Annotated in this window: 25 protein-coding genes; 13 read left to right on the forward strand and 12 right to left on the reverse strand. The window is 67.5% G+C overall.

The genetic code is table 11. From position 1 onward, the window contains the following. The first annotated feature begins 20 nt into the window (after positions 1–20). The 8 genes from PT015_RS19770 to eccE all read left to right on the forward strand — a co-directional run bounded on the left by PT015_RS19770 (position 21) and on the right by eccE (position 7,162). The gene (locus tag PT015_RS19770) at positions 21–323 is read left to right on the forward strand and encodes a PE family protein (protein ID WP_285186677.1); all 303 of its coding nucleotides are present in this window, start codon (positions 21–23) and stop codon (positions 321–323) included. A gap of 2 nt (positions 324–325) precedes the next feature. After that, positions 326–1,753, forward strand: coding sequence for a PPE family protein (locus PT015_RS19775; RefSeq protein ID WP_285186678.1), 1,428 nt, complete (start codon positions 326–328; stop codon positions 1,751–1,753). Positions 1,754–1,802: 49 nt separating this feature from the next. Then, entirely contained in the window at positions 1,803–2,096 is a 294-nt protein-coding gene (esxG, locus tag PT015_RS19780; RefSeq protein WP_285186679.1) for a type VII secretion system protein EsxG, read from the forward strand. A gap of 31 nt (positions 2,097–2,127) precedes the next feature. Then, entirely contained in the window at positions 2,128–2,418 is a 291-nt protein-coding gene (locus PT015_RS19785; RefSeq protein ID WP_285186681.1) for a WXG100 family type VII secretion target, read from the forward strand. 13 nt (positions 2,419–2,431) lie between these two features. Beyond that, on the forward strand, positions 2,432–3,301 hold the full coding sequence (locus PT015_RS19790) for an ESX secretion-associated protein EspG (protein WP_285186682.1): 870 nt from the start codon (positions 2,432–2,434) through the stop codon (positions 3,299–3,301). A 74-nt stretch (positions 3,302–3,375) separates the two neighbouring features. Then, positions 3,376–4,791 carry a type VII secretion integral membrane protein EccD gene (eccD, locus tag PT015_RS19795; protein ID WP_285186683.1) on the forward strand — a complete coding sequence of 472 codons (1,416 nt, stop codon included), beginning with the start codon at positions 3,376–3,378 and terminating at the stop codon, positions 4,789–4,791. Further along, the gene (gene mycP, locus PT015_RS19800) at positions 4,788–6,179 is read left to right on the forward strand and encodes a type VII secretion-associated serine protease mycosin (protein WP_285186684.1); all 1,392 of its coding nucleotides are present in this window, start codon (positions 4,788–4,790) and stop codon (positions 6,177–6,179) included. The genes eccD and mycP overlap by 4 nt, the downstream gene beginning before the upstream one ends. Further along, entirely contained in the window at positions 6,176–7,162 is a 987-nt protein-coding gene (gene eccE, locus PT015_RS19805) for a type VII secretion protein EccE (protein ID WP_285186685.1), read from the forward strand. The genes mycP and eccE overlap by 4 nt, the downstream gene beginning before the upstream one ends. On the opposite strand, the gene PT015_RS19810 is transcribed toward eccE, so the two are convergent. From PT015_RS19810 to PT015_RS19830, 5 genes are all read right to left on the reverse strand, one after another. Next, positions 7,159–8,046 (reverse strand): amidohydrolase family protein, encoded by an 888-nt coding sequence (locus PT015_RS19810; protein WP_285186686.1) that lies wholly within the window; start codon positions 8,044–8,046, stop codon positions 7,159–7,161. The genes eccE and PT015_RS19810 overlap by 4 nt on opposite strands. Positions 8,047–8,115: 69 nt before the next feature. Beyond that, positions 8,116–8,913, reverse strand: coding sequence for a trehalose 2-sulfotransferase (gene stf0, locus PT015_RS19815; protein WP_285186687.1), 798 nt, complete (start codon positions 8,911–8,913; stop codon positions 8,116–8,118). 34 nt (positions 8,914–8,947) lie between these two features. Further along, complete coding sequence (locus PT015_RS19820; RefSeq protein WP_285186688.1) at positions 8,948–10,324, reverse strand: sulfatase family protein; 1,377 nt, start codon at positions 10,322–10,324, stop codon at positions 8,948–8,950. An 81-nt stretch (positions 10,325–10,405) separates the two neighbouring features. Continuing rightward, on the reverse strand, positions 10,406–11,098 hold the full coding sequence (locus PT015_RS19825) for a hypothetical protein (protein WP_285186689.1): 693 nt from the start codon (positions 11,096–11,098) through the stop codon (positions 10,406–10,408). A gap of 50 nt (positions 11,099–11,148) precedes the next feature. Next, positions 11,149–11,454: a WhiB family transcriptional regulator gene (locus tag PT015_RS19830; RefSeq protein ID WP_285191192.1), complete on the reverse strand. Its 306-nt coding sequence runs from the start codon at positions 11,452–11,454 to the stop codon at positions 11,149–11,151. Positions 11,455–11,782: 328 nt separating this feature from the next. Between PT015_RS19830 and PT015_RS19835 the strand changes: the two genes are divergently transcribed. Next, the gene (locus tag PT015_RS19835; protein ID WP_285186690.1) at positions 11,783–12,859 is read left to right on the forward strand and encodes an FHA domain-containing protein; all 1,077 of its coding nucleotides are present in this window, start codon (positions 11,783–11,785) and stop codon (positions 12,857–12,859) included. Positions 12,860–12,862: 3 nt separating this feature from the next. On the opposite strand, the gene bluB is transcribed toward PT015_RS19835, so the two are convergent. Beyond that, on the reverse strand, positions 12,863–13,459 hold the full coding sequence (gene bluB / locus PT015_RS19840) for a 5,6-dimethylbenzimidazole synthase (protein ID WP_285191193.1): 597 nt from the start codon (positions 13,457–13,459) through the stop codon (positions 12,863–12,865). A gap of 117 nt (positions 13,460–13,576) precedes the next feature. Between bluB and PT015_RS19845 the strand changes: the two genes are divergently transcribed. Further along, complete coding sequence (locus PT015_RS19845) at positions 13,577–13,906, forward strand: hypothetical protein (RefSeq protein ID WP_285186692.1); 330 nt, start codon at positions 13,577–13,579, stop codon at positions 13,904–13,906. Here PT015_RS19845 and PT015_RS19850 read toward each other — a convergent pair. Continuing rightward, positions 13,890–14,372, reverse strand: coding sequence for a hypothetical protein (locus PT015_RS19850; RefSeq protein WP_285186693.1), 483 nt, complete (start codon positions 14,370–14,372; stop codon positions 13,890–13,892). The two genes, PT015_RS19845 and PT015_RS19850, sit on opposite strands and share 17 nt — an antisense overlap. 54 nt (positions 14,373–14,426) lie before the next feature. Here PT015_RS19850 and PT015_RS19855 point away from each other — a divergent pair, with 54 nt between their 5' ends. Both PT015_RS19855 and PT015_RS19860 read left to right on the forward strand, forming a co-directional pair. Then, the gene (locus PT015_RS19855; RefSeq protein ID WP_285186694.1) at positions 14,427–15,665 is read left to right on the forward strand and encodes an HNH endonuclease signature motif containing protein; all 1,239 of its coding nucleotides are present in this window, start codon (positions 14,427–14,429) and stop codon (positions 15,663–15,665) included. Positions 15,666–15,752: 87 nt separating this feature from the next. Then, a complete protein-coding gene (locus PT015_RS19860; RefSeq protein WP_285186695.1) occupies positions 15,753–16,202 on the forward strand; it encodes a hypothetical protein in 450 nt (149 codons plus the stop codon). A 27-nt stretch (positions 16,203–16,229) separates the two neighbouring features. On the opposite strand, the gene PT015_RS19865 is transcribed toward PT015_RS19860, so the two are convergent. The 4 genes from PT015_RS19865 to PT015_RS19880 are packed head-to-tail and all read right to left on the reverse strand — an operon-like array spanning position 16,230 to position 21,318. After that, complete coding sequence (locus PT015_RS19865; protein WP_285186696.1) at positions 16,230–16,655, reverse strand: hypothetical protein; 426 nt, start codon at positions 16,653–16,655, stop codon at positions 16,230–16,232. Further along, complete coding sequence (locus PT015_RS19870; RefSeq protein ID WP_285186697.1) at positions 16,656–18,524, reverse strand: putative alpha/beta hydrolase; 1,869 nt, start codon at positions 18,522–18,524, stop codon at positions 16,656–16,658. It abuts the gene before it with no gap. 14 nt (positions 18,525–18,538) lie between these two features. After that, complete coding sequence (locus PT015_RS19875; RefSeq protein ID WP_285186698.1) at positions 18,539–18,835, reverse strand: DUF2563 family protein; 297 nt, start codon at positions 18,833–18,835, stop codon at positions 18,539–18,541. Between the two features lie 44 nt (positions 18,836–18,879). Next, positions 18,880–21,318 carry an ATP-binding cassette domain-containing protein gene (locus PT015_RS19880; RefSeq protein WP_285186700.1) on the reverse strand — a complete coding sequence of 813 codons (2,439 nt, stop codon included), beginning with the start codon at positions 21,316–21,318 and terminating at the stop codon, positions 18,880–18,882. Between the two features lie 152 nt (positions 21,319–21,470). Between PT015_RS19880 and PT015_RS19885 the strand changes: the two genes are divergently transcribed. After that, positions 21,471–22,127 carry a L,D-transpeptidase family protein gene (locus PT015_RS19885; RefSeq protein WP_285186701.1) on the forward strand — a complete coding sequence of 219 codons (657 nt, stop codon included), beginning with the start codon at positions 21,471–21,473 and terminating at the stop codon, positions 22,125–22,127. A 12-nt stretch (positions 22,128–22,139) separates the two neighbouring features. Here PT015_RS19885 and PT015_RS19890 read toward each other — a convergent pair whose 3' ends face one another. Then, complete coding sequence (locus PT015_RS19890; RefSeq protein WP_285186702.1) at positions 22,140–22,643, reverse strand: nuclear transport factor 2 family protein; 504 nt, start codon at positions 22,641–22,643, stop codon at positions 22,140–22,142. Between the last annotated feature and the right edge of the window lie 31 nt (positions 22,644–22,674).

The raw sequence follows: 22,674 nt of genomic DNA on the forward strand, positions 1-22,674 counted from the left end.
AACAAAAGGAGTGAGGGGTCATGACACTACGGGTTGTTCCAGAAGGATTGGCGTCGGCCAGCGCGGCCGTCGAAGCGATCACCGCACGGTTGGCGGCCGCACACGCGGGCGCCGCGCCGGCCATCACCGCTGTCGTGCCGTCGGCGGCTGACCCGGTGTCGCTGCAGACCGCCGCGGGCTTCAGCGCGCAGGGCACCGAGCATGCCGCCGTCGCGGCCGAGGGCGTCGAGGAACTCGGCCGGGCCGGTGTCGGCGTGGGCGAGTCCGGCGTGAGCTATGCCGCCGGCGACGCCGCTGCCGCGGGGACATACGGCGGCGTCTGACGATGACCGCGCCGGTGTGGATGGCTTCGCCGCCTGAGGTGCACTCAGTGCTCCTCAGCAGCGGTCCTGGCCCGGGGTCGCTGTTGGCGGCCGCGCAGGCCTGGGCCGCGCTGAGCGCTGACTATGCCTCGGCGGCAAGCGATCTCACCTCGCTACTGGGCGCGGTCCAGGCAGGCGCATGGGAGGGCCCGAGCGCCGAGGAATACGTGAGCGCGCACCTGCCCTACCTGGCGTGGCTCACCGAGGCCAGCGCGAACAGCGCCGGCGCGGCAACCCAGCACGAGGTCGCCGCGGCCGCATACACCTCCGCGCTGGCCGCCATGCCGACGATTCCGGAGCTGGCGACCAATCACCTCATTCACGGCGTGCTGATCGCGACGAACTTCTTTGGGATCAATACGATTCCGATCGCGCTCAACGAGGCCGATTATGTCCGCATGTGGGTCCAGGCGGCGACCACGATGGCGAGTTACCAGGCGGTGTCCGGTGCCGCACTCGCGGCGGCGCCCCGCACCGAGGTGGCACCACCGGTGCTCAAGTCCGACAGCGCTCAGTCGGCCGCGGCCGTCCCGCCGACGGGTGACTTCTTCACCGACCTGTTCAACCAGTTGACGCAGCTGATCCAGGATCCGAGCGGGGCACTCAGTGCCATCTTCAGCAATCCGGCAGCGTGGGGTCCGCTGCTGTTCTTCATCGCCTACGAAGCGTTCTTCATCCCGTTCGGTAACACCTTCTGGTCGATCGTGCTCAGTTCGCCCGCGTGGCTCACGGTCATCCTCTACTTCGGCATCAAGGCCGCGCTGTCCGCGGGCGGTGCGGAGCCGGTTCCGGATGTCGCCGGAGTACCGGGCTTCCGGACCGGCCAGCCGACCGGCATGCCCGTCGCGGCGTTGACGTCGCCGGGCGGCGGAAGTGCCACGGCGAGTTCCGGATCGACCGCCGCGGCCGGTGCGGCCGGTGGTGCGGCCCCGGCTCCGGCGCCCGCCGCCGCCTTCCCGTACATGGTCGGTGGCATGGACCCCGACGGTGACCCCGGCCCGACGCTGATCGACCGCGACGAGAACAAGGCGCCGGCCGGCTCGATTGCCGCTGCCGCCGCCGTCGGCGCGGCGAGCCGGGCCAAGGCGCGCACGCGCCGTCGGCGCAAGTCCGAAATGCACGATCACGCAGATGAATTCGCCGACATGAACATCGACGTCGACCCCGACTGGGGGGCGCAGGACGACCGTGAACTGGTCGCTGCCGCGGTCGCATCCGGCAACGGCTCGGGTTCCCTGGGGTTCGCCGGCACGGTGGGCAAGGACAGCTCGGCCGAGGCGTCGGGATTTGCGACGTTGAGCAGCAATGGATTTGGCGAAGGTCCGCGCATTCCGATGGTGCCGGGAACCTGGGAGCCGGAGTCATCGGAGGGGGAGGGGGACCACAGCTGAGCATGTGTTCGGGAGGCAACGGTAATCGGATGAGGAAAGGGTTTCAGGGATGAGTTTGTTGGATGCTCACATTCCGCAGTTGGTGGCGTCGCAGTCGGCGTTTGGTGCCAAGGCGGGTTTGATGCGGTCGACGATTGGTCAGGCCGAGCAGGAGGCGATGTCGTCGCAGGCGTTTCACGCCGGGGATTCGGCGGCGGCGTTTCAGGCGGCGCATGCCCGTTTTGTGGCGGCGGCGGCGAAGGTGAACTCGCTGTTGGATATCGCGCAGGCCAACTTGGGTGATGCGGCGGGTACGTATGTGGCCGCGGACAGTGCTGCGGCGAGCAGCTACCCGGGCTTCTGAGTCGCTGGCTGATTAATCGAAAGGGTTTGTGATGTCGCAGATTATGTACAACTACCCGGCGATGCTGGCGCATTCGGCGGACATGGCGGGCTATGCCGGCACGATTCAGAGTCTGGGTGCCGACATCTCTGCTGAGCAGGCTGCGTTGCAGTCGGCGTGGCAGGGTGACACCGGGTTGAGCTACCAGGCGTGGCAGGCGCAGTGGAACCAGGCGCTGGAGCAGTTGGTGCTGTCGTATCGGGCGATGGCGAGCACGCACGAGAACAACACCACCTCGATGCTGGCTCGCGACTCGGCCGAGGGCGCCAAGTGGGGCGGTTAGGCCCACAACGTCGATGACCAACCAGCCCAACGCCGTCGAGCTGACTGTTGAGCAGGCGTGGTGCATCGCTGAGACCGTGGGAGCGGGCACGTTCCCGTGGGTGCTGGCGATCACCACGCCCTACACCGATGCCGCCGAACGGGGTGCGTTTCTCGCAGCCCAGACCGCCGAACTTGCCCGCATGGGCATGGTGTCGGCCGATGGCGCCATCAATGCGGCAGTGGCCGAATGGATTCGGGTTGTGTGCTTTCCGGAGCGGTGGCTGGACCTGCGCTACGTGGGTTCGGCCGCCGCATCCGGGGGCGACGATCTGCTGCGCGGGATCATCGCCCGCCGCGGCGGTAAAACCGTTGTGGCGCTGCGCAATGCGCAGTTGGTCACCTTTACGTCGATGGATGTCCACGATGCCCGCGCGCTGGTGCCGATCCTCGGTGTCGGCCTGGCGCAGCGCCCGCCGGCACGATTCGACGAGTTCAACCTGCCCGCCCAGGTCGGCGCGCGGGCAGACGAGCGGCTACGCAATGGCACGCCGCTCGCCGAAGTCCTTGACTACCTTGGCATTCCCCAGTCGGCGCGCGCCGTGGTCGAATCGGTGTTCACCGGACCGCGCAGCTACGTGGAGATCGTCGCGGGCTGTCACCACGACGGTCGGCACACCAGCACCGAGGTCGGCATGAGCATCGTCGACACCACGGAGGGCAGGGTGCTGGTGAGCCCGTCGCGGGCCTTCGACGGCGAATGGGTCTCGACGTTCAGCCCCGGCACCTCCTTTGCCGTCGCCGTCGCCGTCGAACAGCTCACCGGCCAACTGCCGGACGGTCATTGGTTCGAAGGCAACCGGCTCTCCCGAGACTTCAGCAGCTCCACCACCCAAACTGTCTGACCCAACACTGCGAACACACGTCGTTCCACAACAGAAAGAGAAGCAATGTTCCGCGAAATCCTGAGGAGTCGGTGATGTCCAGCGCTGTCATTCCCATCGTGCGGGTCGCCATCCTGGCGGACAGCAGGCTGACTGAAATCGCCCTGCCCGCGGACCTGCCGCTGCGCGAAATCCTGCCCGCTGTCGAGCGATTGGTTGTTCCCACCGTCGCCGACGATGCGGCGGGCACCGGTGCGGAAGCTGCGACGCCGGCACGACTCAGCCTCGCCCCCATCGGCGGAGCGCCGTTCAGCCTGGACGCGAGTCTCGGCACGGTCGGCGTGGTCGACGGTGACCTGCTGGCGCTACAGCCGATTCCGGTCGGACCCGCGGCGCCCGGCATCGTCGAGGACATCGCCGACGCCGCGGTCATCTTCTCGACGTCGCGTCTCAAGCCGTGGGGTACCGCGCACATCCAGCGGGGCGCCATCGCCGGTCTAATCGGATTGCTCTGGGCCGCAACCGGTCTCGGGGTCGTGCACCGCGTGGTCACCGGTGCGCCGGTCGGCGCGTTCGTGGTCGGTGCGATCGCTCTGCTCAGCGTCCTCGCCGGTCTGTTCGCGCGGTCGCCGCGCGCCGGTGCGGCGCTGTCCGCAGCCGCCCTGGTTCCGCTCGCGGCGGCGCTGGCCCTCGCGGTCCCGGGACACTTCGGGACGCCACAGATCACCCTCGCCGCAGCCGGGGTGGCTGCCTGGTCACTGATCAGCCTGATCCTGCCGCAGCGCGAAAACCGGGGCAGCATTAGCTTTTTCACCGCTACCACGGTGCTGGGTATCGGTGTCCTGCTGGCCGCCGGCGCGAGCTCGCTGTGGGCGCTGCCGCTGGTGACGTTGGGTGCCGGGCTGCTCGTGGTGGCGTTGCTGGTCACCGTCGAGGCTCCGCAACTGTCCGCGCTGTGGGCGCGGTTCCCGCTGCCGGTGATTCCGGCTCCCGGCGACCCGACCCCGTCGGCGCCGTCGTCGCGGGTGTTGGCGGACCTGCCGCGCCGCGTCCGGATCAGTGACGCGCACCAGACCGGATTCATCGCCGGTGCGGTGCTGCTCAGCGTGATCGGATCGCTGGCCATCGCATGGCGGCCCGAAACCCTGTCGCCGTGGGGCTGGTACGTGATCGCCGCGACCGCGGCGGCCTCCGCGCTGCGGGCCCGGGTCTGGGACTCGGCGTCCATCAAGGCGTGGCTGCTGGCTCAGCCGCATCTGGTGGGCCTGTCGCTGGTGATGCTCTACACCGCGAGCGCGCACTACCTGACCGCGCTGGTGATCGGCGCGGTGCTCGCGGTGCTGGTGGCGGGCTGGGTGACCGTGGCGCTGAGCCCGGCGATCGCGTCGCCGGACACCTACTCGCTGCCCGTGCGCCGACTGGTGGGCTTCGTCGCGTCCGGAATCGACGCGTCGCTCATCCCGGTGCTGGCCTACCTCGTCGGACTGTTCGCGTGGGTGCTTGATCGATGAGCTCTGCCCGCACTCGGCGATTCGGTTGCCTCGCAGCGGCGGTGCTGGCCACGCTGTGGGTCTGCCCGCCCGCGTCGGCGATCGACCGTCCCCAGGTCGATCCCGGTGCCGCGCCGCCGCCCGGCGCGCCCGGCCCCGTCGCGCCGATGGAGAAGAACGGCGAGTGCAGCGCGACCGGCCTCATCACCGGCACCGACGTCAAGGCGGTGCCACCGAGCCAGCAAACGCTGGATCCGGCTGCGGCATGGCAGTTTTCGCGCGGCGACGGCCAGTTGGTCGCGGTGCTGGACACCGGGGTGCGCCCGGGCCCACGACTGCCCGGTGTCCAAGCCGGCGGTGACTATGTCGAATCGACCGACGGTCTCACCGACTGCGACGGTCGTGGGACCGCGGTCGCCGGACTGATCGCCGGCCAACCCGGCGACGACGGCTTCACCGGGATCGCGCCGGGTGCCCGCCTGGTGTCACTGCGGGTGACATCGTCGAAATTCTCGACGCGCGGTGCGGGTGGCGATCCCGCCATCGGACGCGCAGTCGTCGACGTGACGGCCCTCGGTCGCGCGATCGTGCACGCCGCCGACCTCGGCGCCCGCGTGATCACCGTCTCGGGCATCACCTGCCTGCCCGCCGACCGCAACGTCGACCAGGGTGCGCTCGGGGCGGCGATCCGCTACGCGGCCGTCGACAAGGACGCGGTGATCGTGGCCGCCGCGGGCAACATCGGCGCCGCCGGCGCGGCCAGCGGTTCGGCGTGCGACGCGAATCCGCTGACCGACCTGGCGCGTCCGGACGATGCGCGCAATTGGGCTGGCGTGACGTCGGTTTCGGTGCCGTCATGGTGGCAGCCGTACGTGCTGTCCGTCGGATCGTTGACGCCTGGCGACCAGCCGTCGAAGTTCACCATGGCCGGACCGTGGGTGGGCATCGCGGCGCCCGGCGAGAACATCGTTTCGGTGAGCAACCGCGACGACGGCGGACTGGCCAACGGCTTGCCCAACGAGCACCAGCAATTGGTGCCGCTGGCCGGTACCAGCTACGCCGCCGGATACGTCTCGGGCGTCGCCGCATTGGTGCGCAATAAGTACCCGGAGCTGAACTCGACCCAGGTGATCCAGCGGATCACCGCGTCGGCGCACAACGGGGCCCGCGCGCCGTCCAACGTCGTCGGCGCGGGCGCCGTCGACCCGGTGGCCGCGCTTACCTGGCAGCTGCCCGCCAACGCGCACGGTGACGCGTCGCCGGTGAAACACGTTGCGGCGCCGCCACCCGCAGCCCCCAAGAGCCCCTGGCCCAAGATCGTCGCCTTCGGCGGAACGGCCGCACTCGTACTGGCCGTCGTGGCCGCTGCCGCGATCGCCGCTCGACGTCGAAAGGAAGTGTCGCTGTGAGCGCACACCAAACCACCTCGCCGCCCACCGGGCGAATCACGTTGGTGCTGTTGGCCATAGTGGCGGCGGCCCTTGGTTATCCCTGGCACACGGTGCGCGAGCGCTGGGTGCTCGGCGTCGCGGTCGCCGTGGTGATAGTGCTGCTGACCCGCTGGAAGGGGCTGCCGATCACCACGATCCTGCGCCGCCGGCTGGCCATCCTGCGCCCGAACCGGGGCGTTCGCCGCGCCGACGAATCGGTCACCGACGTTCGGACGACGGCGCTGCTGCGCGTAACCCCACCGCTGGGCGATGCCGACACGCTGCCGCTGGCGCTGATCGCTGGCTACGCGGAGCGCTACGGCCTGCGCGCCGACGCGATTCGCGTCACCAGCCGCGACAGCACGTCGGAGCTGGGCACCCGCGAACGGGAGACCTGGATCGGTGTAACGCTCTCCGCCGCAGACAATCTCGCGGCCTTGCAGGCCCGCTCGGCGCAGATTCCGCTGCATGAGACGGCCGAGGTGGCGGCTCGTCGGCTCGCCGACCACCTGCGGGAGAGCGGTTGGTCCGCGGCAATCGCGAACCCCGACGACGTCCCGTCACCCTTCCCGCGCAACGCCCGCGAGTCGTGGGCCGGCGTCAGCCAGGGCAGCACGAATCACGTTGCCGCGTATGGGGTCAAGGTCGACACCGCGCTGCCCAACACGCTCGCGGCGATCTGGTCCTACCCGGTCCCTGAGGTCTGGACCGCTGCCGAGATCTCCGGCGCCGGACCCGACCAGACGCTGGCGGTCGCCTGCGCATTCCGCACCGACGCCGCGCCCGCGGCGGGCGGTCCGCTGCCCGGGTTGATCTCGAAGTCCGGCGTTCAGCGTGCGGCGCTCACGGCACTGGACCCGCTGACCAGCGAGCGTCTCGACGGCCACGTCGCGCTGCCCGAGGCGCTGCTGCTCGAGCGCCTGCGCTGGGCCAGCACCGCACTGCCGCAACCGGTCGCCTAACCGGTCAGCCCGAACAGGGCGGCGGCGTTGTCGTGGAAGACGCCGCGCAGCCACGCGTCGTCGACCCCGGGCAGGTCGGTGAGCGAGCGCATCGCGTCGGCGTAGCCGTAGGGGATGTTGGGGAAGTCGCTGCCGAACAGAATGCGATCGCCTAAGTCGCGCAGTCGGTTTCGCTGCGACGGTGGAAATGGCATCGACTCCTCGACGAACGGGGTGAAAGCCATCGTGGTGTCGAGGCGGACGTCGGCCGCGTTCTCGCAGATGTCCATGAACTCGACGTATTCCGGCATGCCCAGGTGTGCGACGATCAGCTTCAGCCGTGGAAAGCGTTGCAGCAGAAGCTGAATCGGCTCCGGTCCGGTGTGCTCGCCGGGCGCGGGACCGGACCCGCAGTGGATCACGACCGGGACACCGGCGTCCTCGATGACACCCCAGACCGGGTCGAGCAGGGGGTCGTTGGGTTCGTACCGGCCCACCTGAATGTGCGCCTTGAAAACCCGCGTCCCGTCGGCGATCGCTGTCCCGACGTAGTCGCCGACGCCGGGCTCGGGGTAAAACGTCGCGGTCGCAAGGCAATCCGGCGTCGCCCGGGCGAACTGCACTGCCCACTGGTTGAGCCAGGCCGCCATCTGTGGCTTGTGTGGGTAAACCAGCGCGGTGAAGCCGCGGACGCCGAAGTCGCGCAACGTCCGTACTCGGTCGGACTCCGCGGTCCGATAGGTGATCGGCCACTCGCGACCCACCAGCGGTCCCGCGGAGTCGAAGTACTGCCACACCTTGTCCATCACCGATTTCGGCATGAAGTGGGTGTGCACGTCGACCACGCCGGGCAGGCCCAGTGCGGACCACAGCGCCCGTACCTCGGCGGCCTCGTCGTCGGCCATGCTCCATCCTCGGGTCGTCAGTCCGGCGGGTTTTCTTCCTCGCTCAGGGTGGGCGGCTGAACCGATCGGTTACTCGGGCAGCCCGAGCCGCCGGGCGTCGTCACGGTAGCGCTCCACCCACTCGTCGGAGCGCTCGGTGGCCTCCGGTGCCGGGGGCGGTGCGAGTCGCGGATCCTGGCCGATCGCCTCCAGCACTGAGGCGACAGTCGAACTCAAACTGCCCCACAGCAGCGGATAGGGCACGTCGATCGGCTCGATGCCCTCTTCGGCGAACCATGCGCGCCAGCACTCGTTCTGCTCGCGCAGCATCGAGACGGCATGGGCAATCGCGCCGGCGTGATACGTGGCCTTCGACTCGTGCTCGGCGTGCGGTCGGCCGCGCCACATTCGGGTCTGGACGGCACGCCAGAACGACACCGCCTGCGACACCACGTCGGGCCGATGGACGTGCACGTAGACCGGTTCGCTGCCGATCACGTCGCGGATCGCGGTGCGCAGCCCGTCCCCGGAGCGATCGGGCAGCGACGACGCGCGCTGTTGCAGCAGCGGCGTCTGGTTCCACATCAGCTTGCCGCCCCAGATCCCGTTGGGCGTCCGCCCGGAGCTGCGGATGTGTTCCCGCCAGGCCACCGACGACGCGGTATCCGGCATGCCGGGATCGACCGGGTCCAGCAGGTGCAGGATCGTCTCGTCCTCGGCGTCGGCGAACCACTGCCTCGGCTGGGGCGCCATCCCGGTGGTCGGCAGGTACTGGAAGAACTCCTGCGGCTCGCCGGCCGTCCCGGTGGCCCTCAGCGACTCGGCCAACAACGTGCTGCCACAGCGCTGCGAGGCAAGCACGAGATAGGACGTCGGATGCGCGGGCACCGAGAGAGCCTAACCGCCCACCCACCGGTCGTGTTTACGGATCCGTCCGACGGGTGGCATCGTCGATGCCGCGGTCCGAGGCGATGGCCGATCGACTGGTGGGGGCCCTGTCGTGAATGGACAGGTACGTTTCGGTGTACCGCGCCGCGATGCGTGTGCCGGCGAAGTCGGAGGGAATCACGTCGTTGGTTCGCTGCCGCCAATCATGAAGGCGCACAGCAAGATCGGCGGCCACCCTGTCGACGTCGTCGTCGCCGGCGCCGTCCAGCAGATTGGTGGTCTCGGTGGGATCTGAGCGCAGGTCGTAGAGTTCGCGCTCCGGCCGCGGGGCCGTGACCAACGGCGCCACGGCATGCCCCGACGGGCTCTCCTCGATGTCCCACGGCAGGTCCAATAGTGGCCGCCGCGCGTAGTTTTCGATGTAGCTGAAGTCTTTCGTCCGAATCGCGCGGATGGGATCGAACGAGTCGTGGTAGGTCTTTCCGGTGTAAACGTGGTCGCGCACCGGTTCGGCGTGCTCCTGAGCGAGCAATGCCTGCGCGTGCGACACCCCCTCGACGTCGGACGGCGTCGGGACACCCAACAGCTCCAACAGCGTCGGAAGCAGATCCACGCCGCTGAACAGGTCGTCGTACACCTTGTGCGCCAAGTTCATTCGCGTAGGCGGACGGACGATCATCGCGATCCCGGTGCCCGCCTCGTACAACGTCGACTTGGCCCGCGGGAACGCCGCGCCGTGGTCGGTGAGAAATACGACCCACGTGCTGGCGTCGAGTCCGGTGTCGGCGAGGGTATCCAGGATCCGGCCGACCGCGGCGTCGGCGACCGTGATGGATCCGTAGAACTCCGCCAGATCCTCGCGCACCTCAACGGTATTCGGCAGATGGTCGGGCGTATCGACGGCGGCGGAGTCCGCGGGTTCGTAGCGGTCCCGCGGATAGGGCCGATGGGTCTCGAAAAACCCGGCCGTCAACAGAAAGGGCTGGTCGGTGTCGTGATTGCGCAACCACTGCTGGGCACGCTCGACGACGTATTCGCAGTACGAATTGGACACGTCGAACTCGTCGAAGCCCAGCCGCGACGGATGCGACGTCTCGTGTTGCATTCCGAAAAGTACTGAGTACCAACCTGACTCGGACAGGATCTGCGGCAACGTCCGGACGCCGGGACGGTACTCCCAGCCGTGATGCGCCAGCCCGACCAGGCCGTTGCTCTGCGGGTAGCGGCCGGTGAACAGCGATCCGCGCGACGGTGAACACAACGGAGCGGTGGCGTGGGCCCGGGTGAACAGGATGCCCTCGGCGGCGAGCTGGTCGAGGCGCGGGCTCGAGACGTCGTGGTGACCGTAAGCGCCGAGGTAACGGCCCAGGTCGTGCCAGTGCACGAGCAGAACGTTGTCGATCGCCGCCACCTCCTGAACCTTGCCCGGCCCCGTCGACGTTATCGGCTGCGGTGATGCGCCGCCGGTAGTGGGGCTAGCCGGCCCGGCCGCTCACCACTGCTGCGGCGGCCCGGGTGGGCCGTATGGCGGTCCCGACGGCCACTGCTCCGGGGCGGGATAACCGCTAGGAACCGCAGTCAGCTGAGGCGGCAGGCCCAGCAGCACCCGAAAGGCCGGGATGAAGAGCAGCCCGCCGATGACGGCGATGATCAGACCTGCAATCAGGTCGTAGGTAACTCGCCCGGTCGCGCCGTAGCGGGCCTCGGCACCGATCGACAAGAGCAGCATCACGATGCCGCCGCCGAGGATCAGGAACTGCCCAAGCGACCGCCGGAGGAACAGCATCACCGCGCCGGCGGCAACCGCCAGGCTCGCCGCGATGATCAGGAACAGGCACACGACCAGCGGCGTCGGCATGGCAGGAACCATGTTGTGTACCTGCTGGCGACAAGCGTTGGCGTACGTGCCCCGGAATCGGTTGCACATGTCGGCGGCGCGACTCTCGGCGCTGTGCAGGTTGATCCAGAGAGTCAGCGTGAGGATCGCCCCAAGGAGCCCCAACAAACCGATGACCGCGAGGCTGATGCCGCCGAACGCCTGCTGCGACGTCGGGGCCGGCACGGGCTGGCCGGGGGCGGCCCACCGCGGCGGCGGTCCGTACGCGGGTGGTTGCTGACCGCCGTAGCCGTAGTCCTCGGGCGGCGGTCCCCACGGTGGTGGCGGGCCGGGCGGCGGTGGTTGCACCTCGGCATCGTAACCGCCGCCCGTCCGGCGGATCGGGGCCGGCGAGATGCCTAGGCGCTGGGCAGAACGATGCGCCGCCGCGCGCGGTAGCCGGGTCGGACCGGATAGCCGCCATGGGCGGCCAAGGACTTGAGTTGACGCAGCGAGAATTCTCGGCCGCGCCCCGACTCCGGGATCACGACGCCCGCCCACAGCCCCTCGGCGCCCGGTGTCTCCCACGCCTCGCGGGCGCACCGCCAGCGCAACGTGCAGGCACGGCACAGTGCCTTCGCCTCGTCGTCCGGATTGGTGGTCCAGCGCTCCGGGTCGGTGGTGCAGACCGGGACGAATTGGTCCGTCGCTTCGGTCAGCGTCATCACGGTGGCAGTCATTGCGGTTACCCCTCCTGTTGCGGTGCGCTCGCACCGCTGATGCAACGACTTTAGGCACAGATGTCGGCGTAGTGCAACAGTTAAAGCGAAGCAGTATGTCGTAGCGCAACGAAATCGCCCCTGGGTCAACACCGTGGCGCCCAATGACGTGCATGAATAGGACTTTAAGGTGCTATGGTGATTGCGCTAAGAGCTTGCTAAGGTCCAAAAACGTAGCGCAACCTGGGATATACCACCTAGAAACCGAAGCGCTGAGGCAACCTGTCGTGCATGACGTCGTAGCAGAAGCGAAGCACTAACGAGGGAGTGAGCGATGGCGTCGGCCGGCGGCCTGGTGGTTCGGATCGGATCTCAAGCGCACACGTTGACCGCGGCGAACGGCGTGGCCGTGATCGGCAGGGACCCGTCGGCGACGGTGCGGGTCAACGACGACCGGATTTCGCGTTCCCACGTCAGGCTGGAACCGCGTCACGACGGCTGGCAGGTTGTCGACACGAGCACCAACGGCGTGTTCGTCGACGGCGTGCGGCGCAATTCGGTACTGGTCACCGCGCCGACGACCGTTCATCTCGGCGATGCCGACGGAATTCCGGTGACCTTGCTGCCCGGCGAATCGCGCGCGGCCGTGGCCCCGGTCGAGTCCGACGACTGCGATGACAACTGGGACGAGCTGGCCGAGACCGACCCCGACGTGGCGCGGGCCGGACGTGCGGTCGCGGCCCGCAGGCGTGAACTCGACATCACTCAGCGCAGCCTGGCCAGGGACAAGGTCATCAACGCCGGCACCCTGATTGCGTTCGAGAAGGGGCGCAGCTGGCCGCGCCGGGGCACGTTGACCAAGCTGGAAGAAGTGCTGAACTGGCCGGCCGGAACGATCACGCGGATTCGAAACGGCGCTCCCGCCGCGCAGGGTGTCCAGAGTGGTGAGGTCACCGAGGTGCTCGCCGAGACGGTGCAGGCGCCGCTGATGGCGGAGGCGGTCGAACTGGCGATGCACAGCATCGGCGCCGCGGTGAATGCACTACCCGGCCCGACGGAGCCGGACTTCACGCAGCGTGCCACGCCGATCCTGGCCGATCTCCGCAAGCTCGAGACGGTGGCGGCCAATGCCGCGCGCAACGCTCGCGGCACGCCGTCAGTTGTGCTGGCGCTCAGCGCAGTTCGGCGACGCTATAACGAGCTGATGCTGCGCGCCGCGAAGTCGCCGTCCGCGACGCTGGGTCAGCGGTTGTACGGTGCGCGGCATCGCGCCGAACTCAGCATCGACGAGGCGGCCAATGCGGCCGGCGTCGCGGCCGACGCTGTGCTGGACGCCGAGTCCGAGCGCTCGGTGCCACCAGACGTCGCCGCCGCGCTCGACACGCTCATCGCCCAACTCGCGATGAGCTGACGATCACTTTCCGCCGTGTGGCGCTTGGCCCCAATGGTTTTCGGACACGAACTCGGATAGCGGGCGGCCCAGCGCCCAGCCGTCCAATTCGAGCGACGGGCGGTCGGGAAAGTCGGGAACCGGGCCGAGGCACAGGATCGCCACCGGCTCGGCATCGTCGGGCATCGACAGCAGCGCCGCCAGTCTCGGCGGATCGAACAGCGATACCCATCCCATCCCGAGACCCTCGGATCGTGCTGCCAGCCAGAGATTTTGGATAGCACACGACACCGAAGCCAGGTCCATCTGCGGCATCGTGCGCCGGCCGAAGACGAAGCTGTCCCTGCCGTCGGACAACGCGACGACGAGCAGCTCGGCGCAATCGAGAATGCCCTCGACCTTGAGCGCGAGGAATTCCTGTGCGCGCTGGCCGAGCGCGTGCGCGGTCTGCTCGCGCTCCTCGTCGACCAGCGCGTGGATTCGGCGGCGCAGTTCGTCGTCGGTGATCCTGATGAATCGCCACGGCTGCATCAGGCCGACGTTGGGCGCCGCGTGAGCCGCCTGCAGCAGGCGGGCGAGAACGTCGTCGGCGACCTTGCTGCCTGGGACGAAGCGGCGCATGTCGCGACGCTCCGCGATCACGCGATAGATCGCCTGCCGCTCGGGCGTGCTGAATGCGTGGTCGTCCACCAGGTCATCGTAGAAACTTGATGAGGAACCGACGGAAGGCACGGCCGTATGAAACTCCCCGATTCACTGGACCAACTACCGACCAACGGCACGCGCTCGCGCGTGTATGGCGAGCCCTACCGGACCTCGGATGGCGCGACGGTGATCCCGGTATCCAAGGTGCGCAGCGGATCGGCGACGCCCGTCGGCGTGTTCGTCATCCAGGGCGGCACGACGCAATGGGTGGCCGCGGTCGATTCGGATCGGATAGCGCTGATCGGGGTGATCACCGGGCTGATCGCCGCCGTCCTGGGCAGCCTGGCGCTGCTGCGCCGGCCACCGTGGCCGGACCTGTCTGCGACGTCGGGGGCTTGGGTGCGGCCTACGGGCGGTAGGTGACGCCGACCGCCCGCAGGACGTATTCCGGCGGCATCGCGAAGGTCAGCGAACGGCAGGGCAGCTTGGCCATGACCTCGTCGGGAATGTCGAGCTTGTAGTGCAGCGAGAGATGGCCGGTGAAGGTCGGATCCAAATCGTCGACGTCTGCCTCGACCTGCAGTCCGTCTGGTGAGATCTCAGCGGTGGCTGCACCGGATTGTGTTGCATCCCAACGAACGTCGACGGTGGGGCCGGCCAACTTCGGCAACGACGACAGCGTGGCAAGCGCGCGCTGTGAGGTGAAGGCGACCGAGCCGACGTAGCTGGCGACGCTGTGCGACGAGCGCAGACCCGGGATGGCGCCGCTGAATCGGCGGGTGACGGGAACGAAGTCGGCGAGGTAGAGAAGGCCCTCCGCTTCGACCTGGGCGCGCACGTCGGCAGGCAACTTGCCGATACCGAAAAGTTTGCGGACGAAGACCGGCATCCCTCCAGTATTGCGCACCGAAAATTTGTCGGACCTGGTTGCTTTGATGGGGTCATGTCGTTGGTCGCGTCGGTTCCGGAGTTGGTGAATGAGCCGGGGCGTCTGGAGGTGTTGTTCGACGAGATGGCGGAGTTGGCCGGTCAGCGTAACGCCATCGATGGGCGGCTGGTGGAGATCGCCGCCGAGATCGACCGCGACCAGTTGTGGGGGGCGACCGGGGCACGCTCGGTCGCGGCGCTGATGGCCTGGAAGATGGGCTGCTCTACGGGCACCGCCCACACGATCACCACGGTGGCGTCTCGGCTGCCGGAGTTCCCCCGCTGTGTGGGCGCGCTGCGGGCGGGCCGGCTGTCGCTGGATCAGGTCGGCGTCATCGCCGCCCGCGCCGGCGACGGCTCTGATGCCCACTATCTACAGCTGGCGCGGGTTGCCACCGTCGCCCAGCTGCGCACCGCGGTCAGCCTGGAACCCCGCCCCGACCCCGACCCCCGACCTGCCCCGTCACGCTCGATCCGCAAAACCACCAGCGACCACTCGAGCAGTTGGCGGATCACCCTCCCGCACGACGACGCCGCCATCTTTGATGCGGCCCTGGCAGCGCACCGGGAAGCGCTGTACGCCCAATGGAAACAGGACCACGGCCAGGGTGGGCCCGTCGCGCCGCCGATGCCGGGCAGCATCGAGGCGTTCCTGCGCCTGGTCGAAACCGGCTGGGACACCGAAGCCACCCGCCGCCCCCACAGCGCGCACACCACCGTCATCGTGCACGTCGACGTCGAAGCCCGCGCCGCCGCACTACATCTGGGCCCACTACTGACCGACGCCGAACGCACCTACCTCACCTGCGACGCCACCTACGAAGTCTGGTTCCACCGCGACGGCCACCCCATCGGCGCCGGACGCACCACCCGCACCATCAACCGCCGGCTACGCCGCGCCCTGGAACACCGCCACCCCAGCTGCGCAGTCCCCGGCTGCGGCGCCACCCGCGGCCTCCACGCCCACCACCTCACCCACTGGGAAAACGGCGGCCCCACCGACCTGACCAACCTGATCCTGGTCTGCCCCTATCACCACCGCCAACACCACCACGGCGACATCACCATCACCGGCCCCGCCAACCAGCTCACCATCACCGACAACGACGACCACCCCCTGACCAACGCCTCCCTCGCACGACCACCCACCACCACCCCACCCACCGTCCCCCCAAACCCCGGACCCCTCGGCGAACGCGCCCAATGGTGGTGGTATGACCCCTACCAACCACAACCACCACCCAGCAACAACTAACTCAACGATCGGGTTTGGCGCACAAGCGAATTGGCGACTACGTCCCCGACTTCACAGGTCGGTCGCGACCCTGTAAAACCTACTGGTGTGACTGACGCACTCGTTCGGGTCAGAGTCGACCGGGAATCGGTCCATCCCGGCGACGACACAGAAAGTCACCAAGAGATCTGGGACTTTCCCTCCCATGCGACCCTCGACGACTTGCTCGTGAATCTATGCGCGGGCTTCTTGGCATCGGTTGCCGGCGACATTATGTGGACCGTGTATTCAGAGCGCGGCAGTCGCTCGGTCCCCGCCCAGTTGCTCGCTGTCATCTACGTCGACCACCCGAGCGGCCGTACCCGCTTCACACGCGTCTGGTCGGGGGATCAGGAACTCGCGGTACTGCGAGACCTGTATGGATCTCAGGCGGAGCTGACCATCTTCGTCGCCTATCCGTCGGGCGGCAGGCGCCTGCGCTTGGCGACTCTCGACGAAATCAAGCAGAGCCCGTTCGTCACCGGCGCGATTCCGGTCCGAACACCGATGCCCCGCTAGAGAATGCTGTGCGACTGCAGGAGAAATTTACGAATTATGCTCGGGGCCAAAGAGTTTGGTAGCTTTCGCTTCCTCGAGAGTGATGAGCGCCCCGCATGACTCTACGGCAACCGATTCGCTGCTGAATAGCGCTTCGATGCGCTCGACGTTCCCGTTCAACCAGGACGCGAGCTCATCATCGAGCATGGTGCCCCGCTCTTCAATTCCGTCGAGATACTGTCTCACCGAAGTGAGCCGAAACCAATTCTCGGCGCTTTCCAATTTGGTCGGCGCGATTACCAGACGAATTTGACCGCGATCGTTGGTCAGTCGCCAGCTCACAGCATCTCCGGTCAACCGGAGTGATGCGTTTTCATCGGCGGAACCTGTCGTTGTGGAGTCAGTCATGCGGTAACTCGGACTCAGATAGAGCACGCCGAGATACCTGAGCAAGGATTCCAGCAACTTCGTCATTTACGAGCCTCCTCGCGCCGGCGGGATCAATGTATTCGAACCACTGCGCTGATAACCATGGGCCTCGAGATATCTGAGTTCGGCGGCGGTGTAAGAGTCTTCGGGAATCATACGAGCTGGAATCGACAGCGTGATTGTGTCGCCTCGTTGAATCGCCACGTCGAGTGCGTGCTGATTAGCGGCCAGCCTTTCGGTCGGTGTCGCGGCATTCCACGCGTCGCCGATATCGAAGTAGCTCGCCCCGTGATCCTCGGCGACCTGGATGTATGACGGTCCGCCGCCGGGTGGGTTGAACGGACCGAGGACCATCTCGCCGCTGTCGGTCATGTGTTGTTCGGATAGCGCCCGAAGCTCCGGGCTCATGTATTCGAGCGGGTCGTGAAAACTGAATTCCGGAATGGGACTGGCCATCACCGGGGGAGGTTCGGCCCCGCCGCCGATGGACGGATGCTCGACCGGCGGGGGCTCCCCGCCGGGACCGGGGGCGGGGTGTTCAACCGCGACGGGTGGCGGATGGTCAGCCAGCGCTCCGGGCGGCAACGATGCCGGTAGGCGCTCGGTCTGCTCGGCGGCGAGCTGCGCCTGCGCAGACTCGGTGCGGGCCTCGGCCGCTTGGAATGTCCGCCCCAGGACGTTTTCCGCAGTGAGGTCGCCGCCCAGACCAATAGCGCGCCGCTCCAAGAGCGATTTGAATCCTTGGATCGCGGCCTCGCCGCCCGCCTTGATCTCAGGGCCACCCACGGCAAGCGTGACTGCGGTGAACAGCGGCTCGCTGGTGGCTTCGACCTTCCCGGGGTCGGGCGTGCGCATCCCGACGAGCTTGCCGTCCTTGAAGGTGTAGTAGGTCCCGCGTCCCTGGTCGAAGACTTCCCCTGAGCCGTTCTTGAGTTGGCCGGTGACCTGGACCGGCTGCCCGTCGGCGTTGTAGCCGAAGAGGAAGTGACCATCGGCACTCGAGCGCATCGATGACGGGTCGATGTCCCCGTAGTTGGGCAGCTTGCCGAGATCGTTGAGCGCGTCGGCGTAGTTCTTCTTGAGCTCGGGCAGCCGGTCAAACTGCGGCGAACCGGCGCCTCCTTGGTAGGCCAAGCTCATCGCGTCGTCGAGCGCCTTCTTGGCTGCGCGGACTTTGGCCATCTGATCGACCACGGCCTGGTTCATGACGTGGTTGAGGTCGGCTAGTTCGGAAGCCTCCAACCCGGATGGTGGAACGTCGCCGGCTTTGCGGGCTTCGCCATCCAATCCGTAGAGCGAATTCGGGTCGAGACCGTCCGACCACAGGTGCGCCTTTGCCTTCTTGAGGCCGTCGGCATATTGGTCGCGGATCTGGTTGAGCGACTGCAGTGTTGCCTTGGTGTCGTTGATGGCCTCGTGTTCGCAGTCGGTGATGTACTGCTGAAGTTCTTCGATGTCGTCTTCGATATCGCTGACATCGTCCTCATCGGTGGCTTGGGTGAGAAGCTGCTCGTCCTCCTCGGCTTGGCCGATCCAGTCGTCCAGCGTCTGGAGTCGCGCGTCCAGAGCATTGATGTAACCGGTAGCGGTGCCCTGAGCCTGCGCCAGTGCTGCCGCGATGGTCTCCAAATCAACTGCGATCTTCGGCAATTGGTCGGCCTGCAGACCAAGCGACGTGACCGTGCGCTGCACCTTCGCCGAGTCGGTGATCGGGTGCTGGCCCCCGTCGCGGGTCCATGCTTCGAGGTGACCGCGCGCGTTGTTGAACGCCTGGTCTGCTTCACTCGTTGATCGACCTGCGCTATGGAATGCCTGCGCCAGGTCTCCGATTTGCGTCGGCCGACCGCTTTGCAGCGTCTCGTTGACCTTCCAGGGATTGCCCCCGGCGAAAATCGACAGCAGGCCCCGGCTCATGTGGCGGAGCGTCACTAGAGTTTCCGCAACTCCGATGTGTTGTGCTCGTCCATCGCGGTGAACGAGGAGCCTGCGCGATGTGCCCACGCGCCAACGTCATTGAGGTGCTGCTGCTGAGACTGCAGCGAATTCAGATGCTGAGTGTGCGCCGCCGCGAGTGCTTCGTGGAAGGCGTCGGCCTCGCCGAAGTCACCGAACATTCCAGCGACAGGTGACGATCCAGACAGGTGATTGGCCGCGGATTCCGCATGCTCACTTGCGCGAAAAGAACCCGCTGCTCCGGAATGCAGCTTGGCGGTATCGACGCGCATGGCGATAACGCTACTATCGGCCGACTCACCGTCAATTCACTTTTTCAGCCCGCACGCTTGCCGAGTCGCAGCCGATAACGCACCAGGCCGCCCAGCACGAGGGCCAGCGTCACCAGCATGCCGACGTCCTGCAGCCACGCCGCGGGCGCGTGGCGCCAAAGCCGGTCGGCGGGCAAGCCGACCTCGACGCTGTTCAGGTCGACGGTCGACGCCGACGCGGCAAATCCCCACCGCGCGGGCACGAACCAGGACAGCTGGTCGAGCACCAAGCGTCCGGTCACCGGAATCAGACCGCCCGCCAACACCATCGACACCATGATCGACACCACCAGCATCGGCAGCACCTGCTCGGTGGAGCGCGCCAGCGACGACAGCGTCAGCCCCACCATCGCCGACGTGATCGCGGTCAGCGCCAGGCCCAGGTACAACTCCGAAACAGCCGACGCCACACCGTGTCCCAGCAGCGCACCGCCGTGCGATGGGGTCCCTTTGCCGATCGTCATGATGGCGACCATGACCGCGGTACCGATCAGGGCCGCAATGCTGAAGACGATGACCTTGGCGGTCAGGTAGGCCGACGCCGACAGTCCGACCGCCCGCTCCCGCTGGAAGATCATCCGCTCGCCGACGAGATCGCGCACGGTGAGCGCGGTACCGAGAAACACCGCGCCGATGTTGAGCAGGATCAGGATGTCGATCGGTTCCTCGGTCGCGCCGGCGGCCCCCAGGCCCGTGCTGCCGGGCACCGCCAGCGACAGCACGCCGAGGACGAACGGCAGTATCGCCAGGAACGCGAAATAGCCACGGTCCGAAGTGATCAGCCGGGTCTGGCGGCGGACCAGCGTCACCACCTGCCGCCACGAACTTGTCCGCGGCGGCTTTCCCAGCGGCGCCGCGCCCACGGTCGGTGACGGCCGTCCGCGCGGGGTCGCGGGATGGCGCGCCAGGTAGGCGCGGTGCGCTCCGTCGGGATCGGTGCTGACGCGCGCGAAGATGTCGGCCCAGTCGGTGCTGCCCAGCACCGGGCCGACCAACGCGGGCTGATCGGCGAAGGCCGTCTTGCCGCCTGGGGCCAACAACAGAATCTGATCGCACATCCCGACGTAGGTCAGCGAGTGCGTGACGACGATGACCACCCGACCCGCGTCGGCGAGCCGGCGCAGCATCGTCATCACCTGACGGTCCAGCGCCGGATCGAGCCCTGACGTCGGCTCGTCGAGAATCAGCAGCGACGGACCGGTCAGCAGTTCCATCGCGACCGACGCGCGCTTGCGCTGCCCGCCGGACAGCTTGTCGACGCGAGTGTCCTTGTGCGGGGCCAACTCCAGCTCGTCGAGCACCCGCTGGACGACCTGTCGCCGATCCTCGGCGGTGGTGTCCGGAGGCAATCGCAGCTCGGCGGCGAAGTTCAGTGCCTGCTCCACCGTGAGCTGGCGATGCACCACATCGTCCTGCGGCACCATCCCGATCCGCGAGCGCATCGAGGCGTATTCCGCGTGCACGTCGTGCCCGTCGAACGCGACCAGTCCTGCACTGCGCGGCATCGCGCCACCGATCAGCTTGACCAGCGTGGACTTTCCGGCGCCGGACGGGCCGATCACAGCCGTCAGCGTCCCGGGTTTGGCGCTGAACGAAACGTCCTGTAACAGCGGGCGTCCGTCGATGGTCAGCGCCAGTCCGTGTGCGGTCAGCCCGCTGGTACGGGCGGCCACCGGCTGGGGGACAAGGGTTTTGCCGGTGGCCAGCAGATCGGTATTGCCGATCGTGACGACGTCGCCGTCGCGCAGTCGCGCGCTGGTCACCAGGGTGCCGTTGACGAAAATGCCGTTGCTGCTGTTGTTGTCGCGAATCTCCAGCCCGGCCGGAGTCGATTCCAGCAACGCGTGCACGCGGGAGGCGAGGGCGTCCTCGACGACGATGGTGTTGGTCTTGGCGCGGCCGATCGTCGCCGAGCCGTGGAGTCGTGCGGGTACCGGCGCGCTCGGCGTCCGGGGTAACGGGCGCGATGGTGCCCGCGTCGGCGGCGGCGTCGGTGGAGGTGGCGGCCGGAACGCCTGTGTCGCGGGGCTGTCGGTGCGGGCGCGAGTGGACGAGGACGGCGGCGCAACGCGGAACGACAACTCGGGGCCGCGCGGGCTGCCCAGCGCGATGCTGAGCCGATCGCGAATCGGGATCACCTGGCCTCGCGAGCCCCCGGCGAAGATCCCGTTCTGACTCTTGTCGACGACCACCCAATGCCCACCGTCGAAACGCAGGATCGCGTGGACACGCGATATCCGCGACAGGTCGTCGGGGTTGAGGTCCTGGAACGAGATGTCGCAGCCGCGGTCGCGACCGACGAGCACGTCGCGGTCGACCGGGAAGGTGTACATCGCCGACCCGACCCACACCGTCAACGGCGGCACGCCGACGCCGTCCGCCGCGGCGAACTTGGCCGTACTGCCGTCGTCAGCGCGCTGAGGACGGCGTTCAGTGGGTGACATCCATCGCTTTCTATACCCGGGGACCGCGTGGGCAACGCCTACGAACATATCGGTGCACCAGCGACGACCGCCCCGAACGGTTGCGCCGCGTGACCCGATCGACGCTAAACCTTGACTTGACCTGTCGCTCGTGCGGCGCAGACGATAGGAACGTGCGCCGACTGCTGGGTTTCTTGTGCGCTGCGGTGTGCGCAGCGGTTGTACCCATGGCGACAGCTCCGAAGGGGGGTGCAGTCGGCGCACCTTGGTTTGCCCCGCTGGTCGGCAACGCCACCCAGGTGGTCTCGGTGGTCGGGACCGGCGGTTCGAACGCGAAAATGGATATCTATCAACGAAATGCGGCCGGCTGGCAACCTGTCGAGGCCGGCATCCCCACCCATATCGGGTCGGCGGGCCTGGCGCCGGAAGCCAAGAGCGGTTACCCCGCAACGCCGATGGGTGTCTACACGCTGCCGTTCGCCTTCGGCACCGCGCCCAATCCCGGCGGCGGCCTGAAATACGTTCAGGTTGACTCGAATCACTGGTGGAACGGCGACGACGGCAGCGCCACCTTCAACACCATGCAGGTCTGCCATAAGGCGCAGTGCCCGTTCAGCACCGGCGCGAGCGAGAACCTGCAGATCCCGCAGTACAAGCACGCCGTCGTGATGGGCGTAAACCCGAACCGTCAGCCCGGCAAGGGCGCGGCGTTCTTCTTCCACACCACTGACGGGGGTGCCACCGAAGGCTGCGTGGCGATCGACGATGCCAAGCTGGTGCAGGTCATCCAGTGGCTACGGCCCGGTGCCGTTATCGCGATCACCCAGTAAATCGTTGCGGCACTAGAGATTCAGCGCGATTCCCGGGGTCACCTTGAAGTCCAGGGCCTTCAGCGACAGCGTGGCGTCGTAGGTCCGGTCGTATCCGACCGTGCTGATCCGCCATCCGTCGGCGGTGCGGCGGTACCGGTCGTGATAAAAGCCGGCGCCGATCAGCATGAAGTCGAATTCGGCCACGATCACCTTGTCTTGCAGGTACCAGATTCCCGTCGCCTCGTCGCCGTCGACGTCGATCTCGGGATGCGTGACGCGATGTTCGGTGATCACGTTCGGTCCCAGCGACGACCGCATGTACTCGACGAGGTCGTTGCGGTTGGTGAAGTGGTGTTCTTCGCCCATCGACGACCCGTAGTCGCCGACCACGTCCTCGGTGAGCGTGTCGGCGAAATCGTCCCAGTGCTTGGTGTCCAGTCCGCGCAGATAGCGGTACTTGATCCGTTCGATCGCTGCGACGTCGGCGAGCCAGGCGTCGTGTTCACGGGAGCTCATCTCGTCATTGCAGCACATCCCGGCGGGTATTCTCCGGGCATCCCGAAAC

The organism is Candidatus Mycobacterium wuenschmannii (genome assembly GCF_030252325.1).
Taxonomy (GTDB): Bacteria; Actinomycetota; Actinomycetes; order Mycobacteriales; family Mycobacteriaceae; genus Mycobacterium; species Mycobacterium wuenschmannii.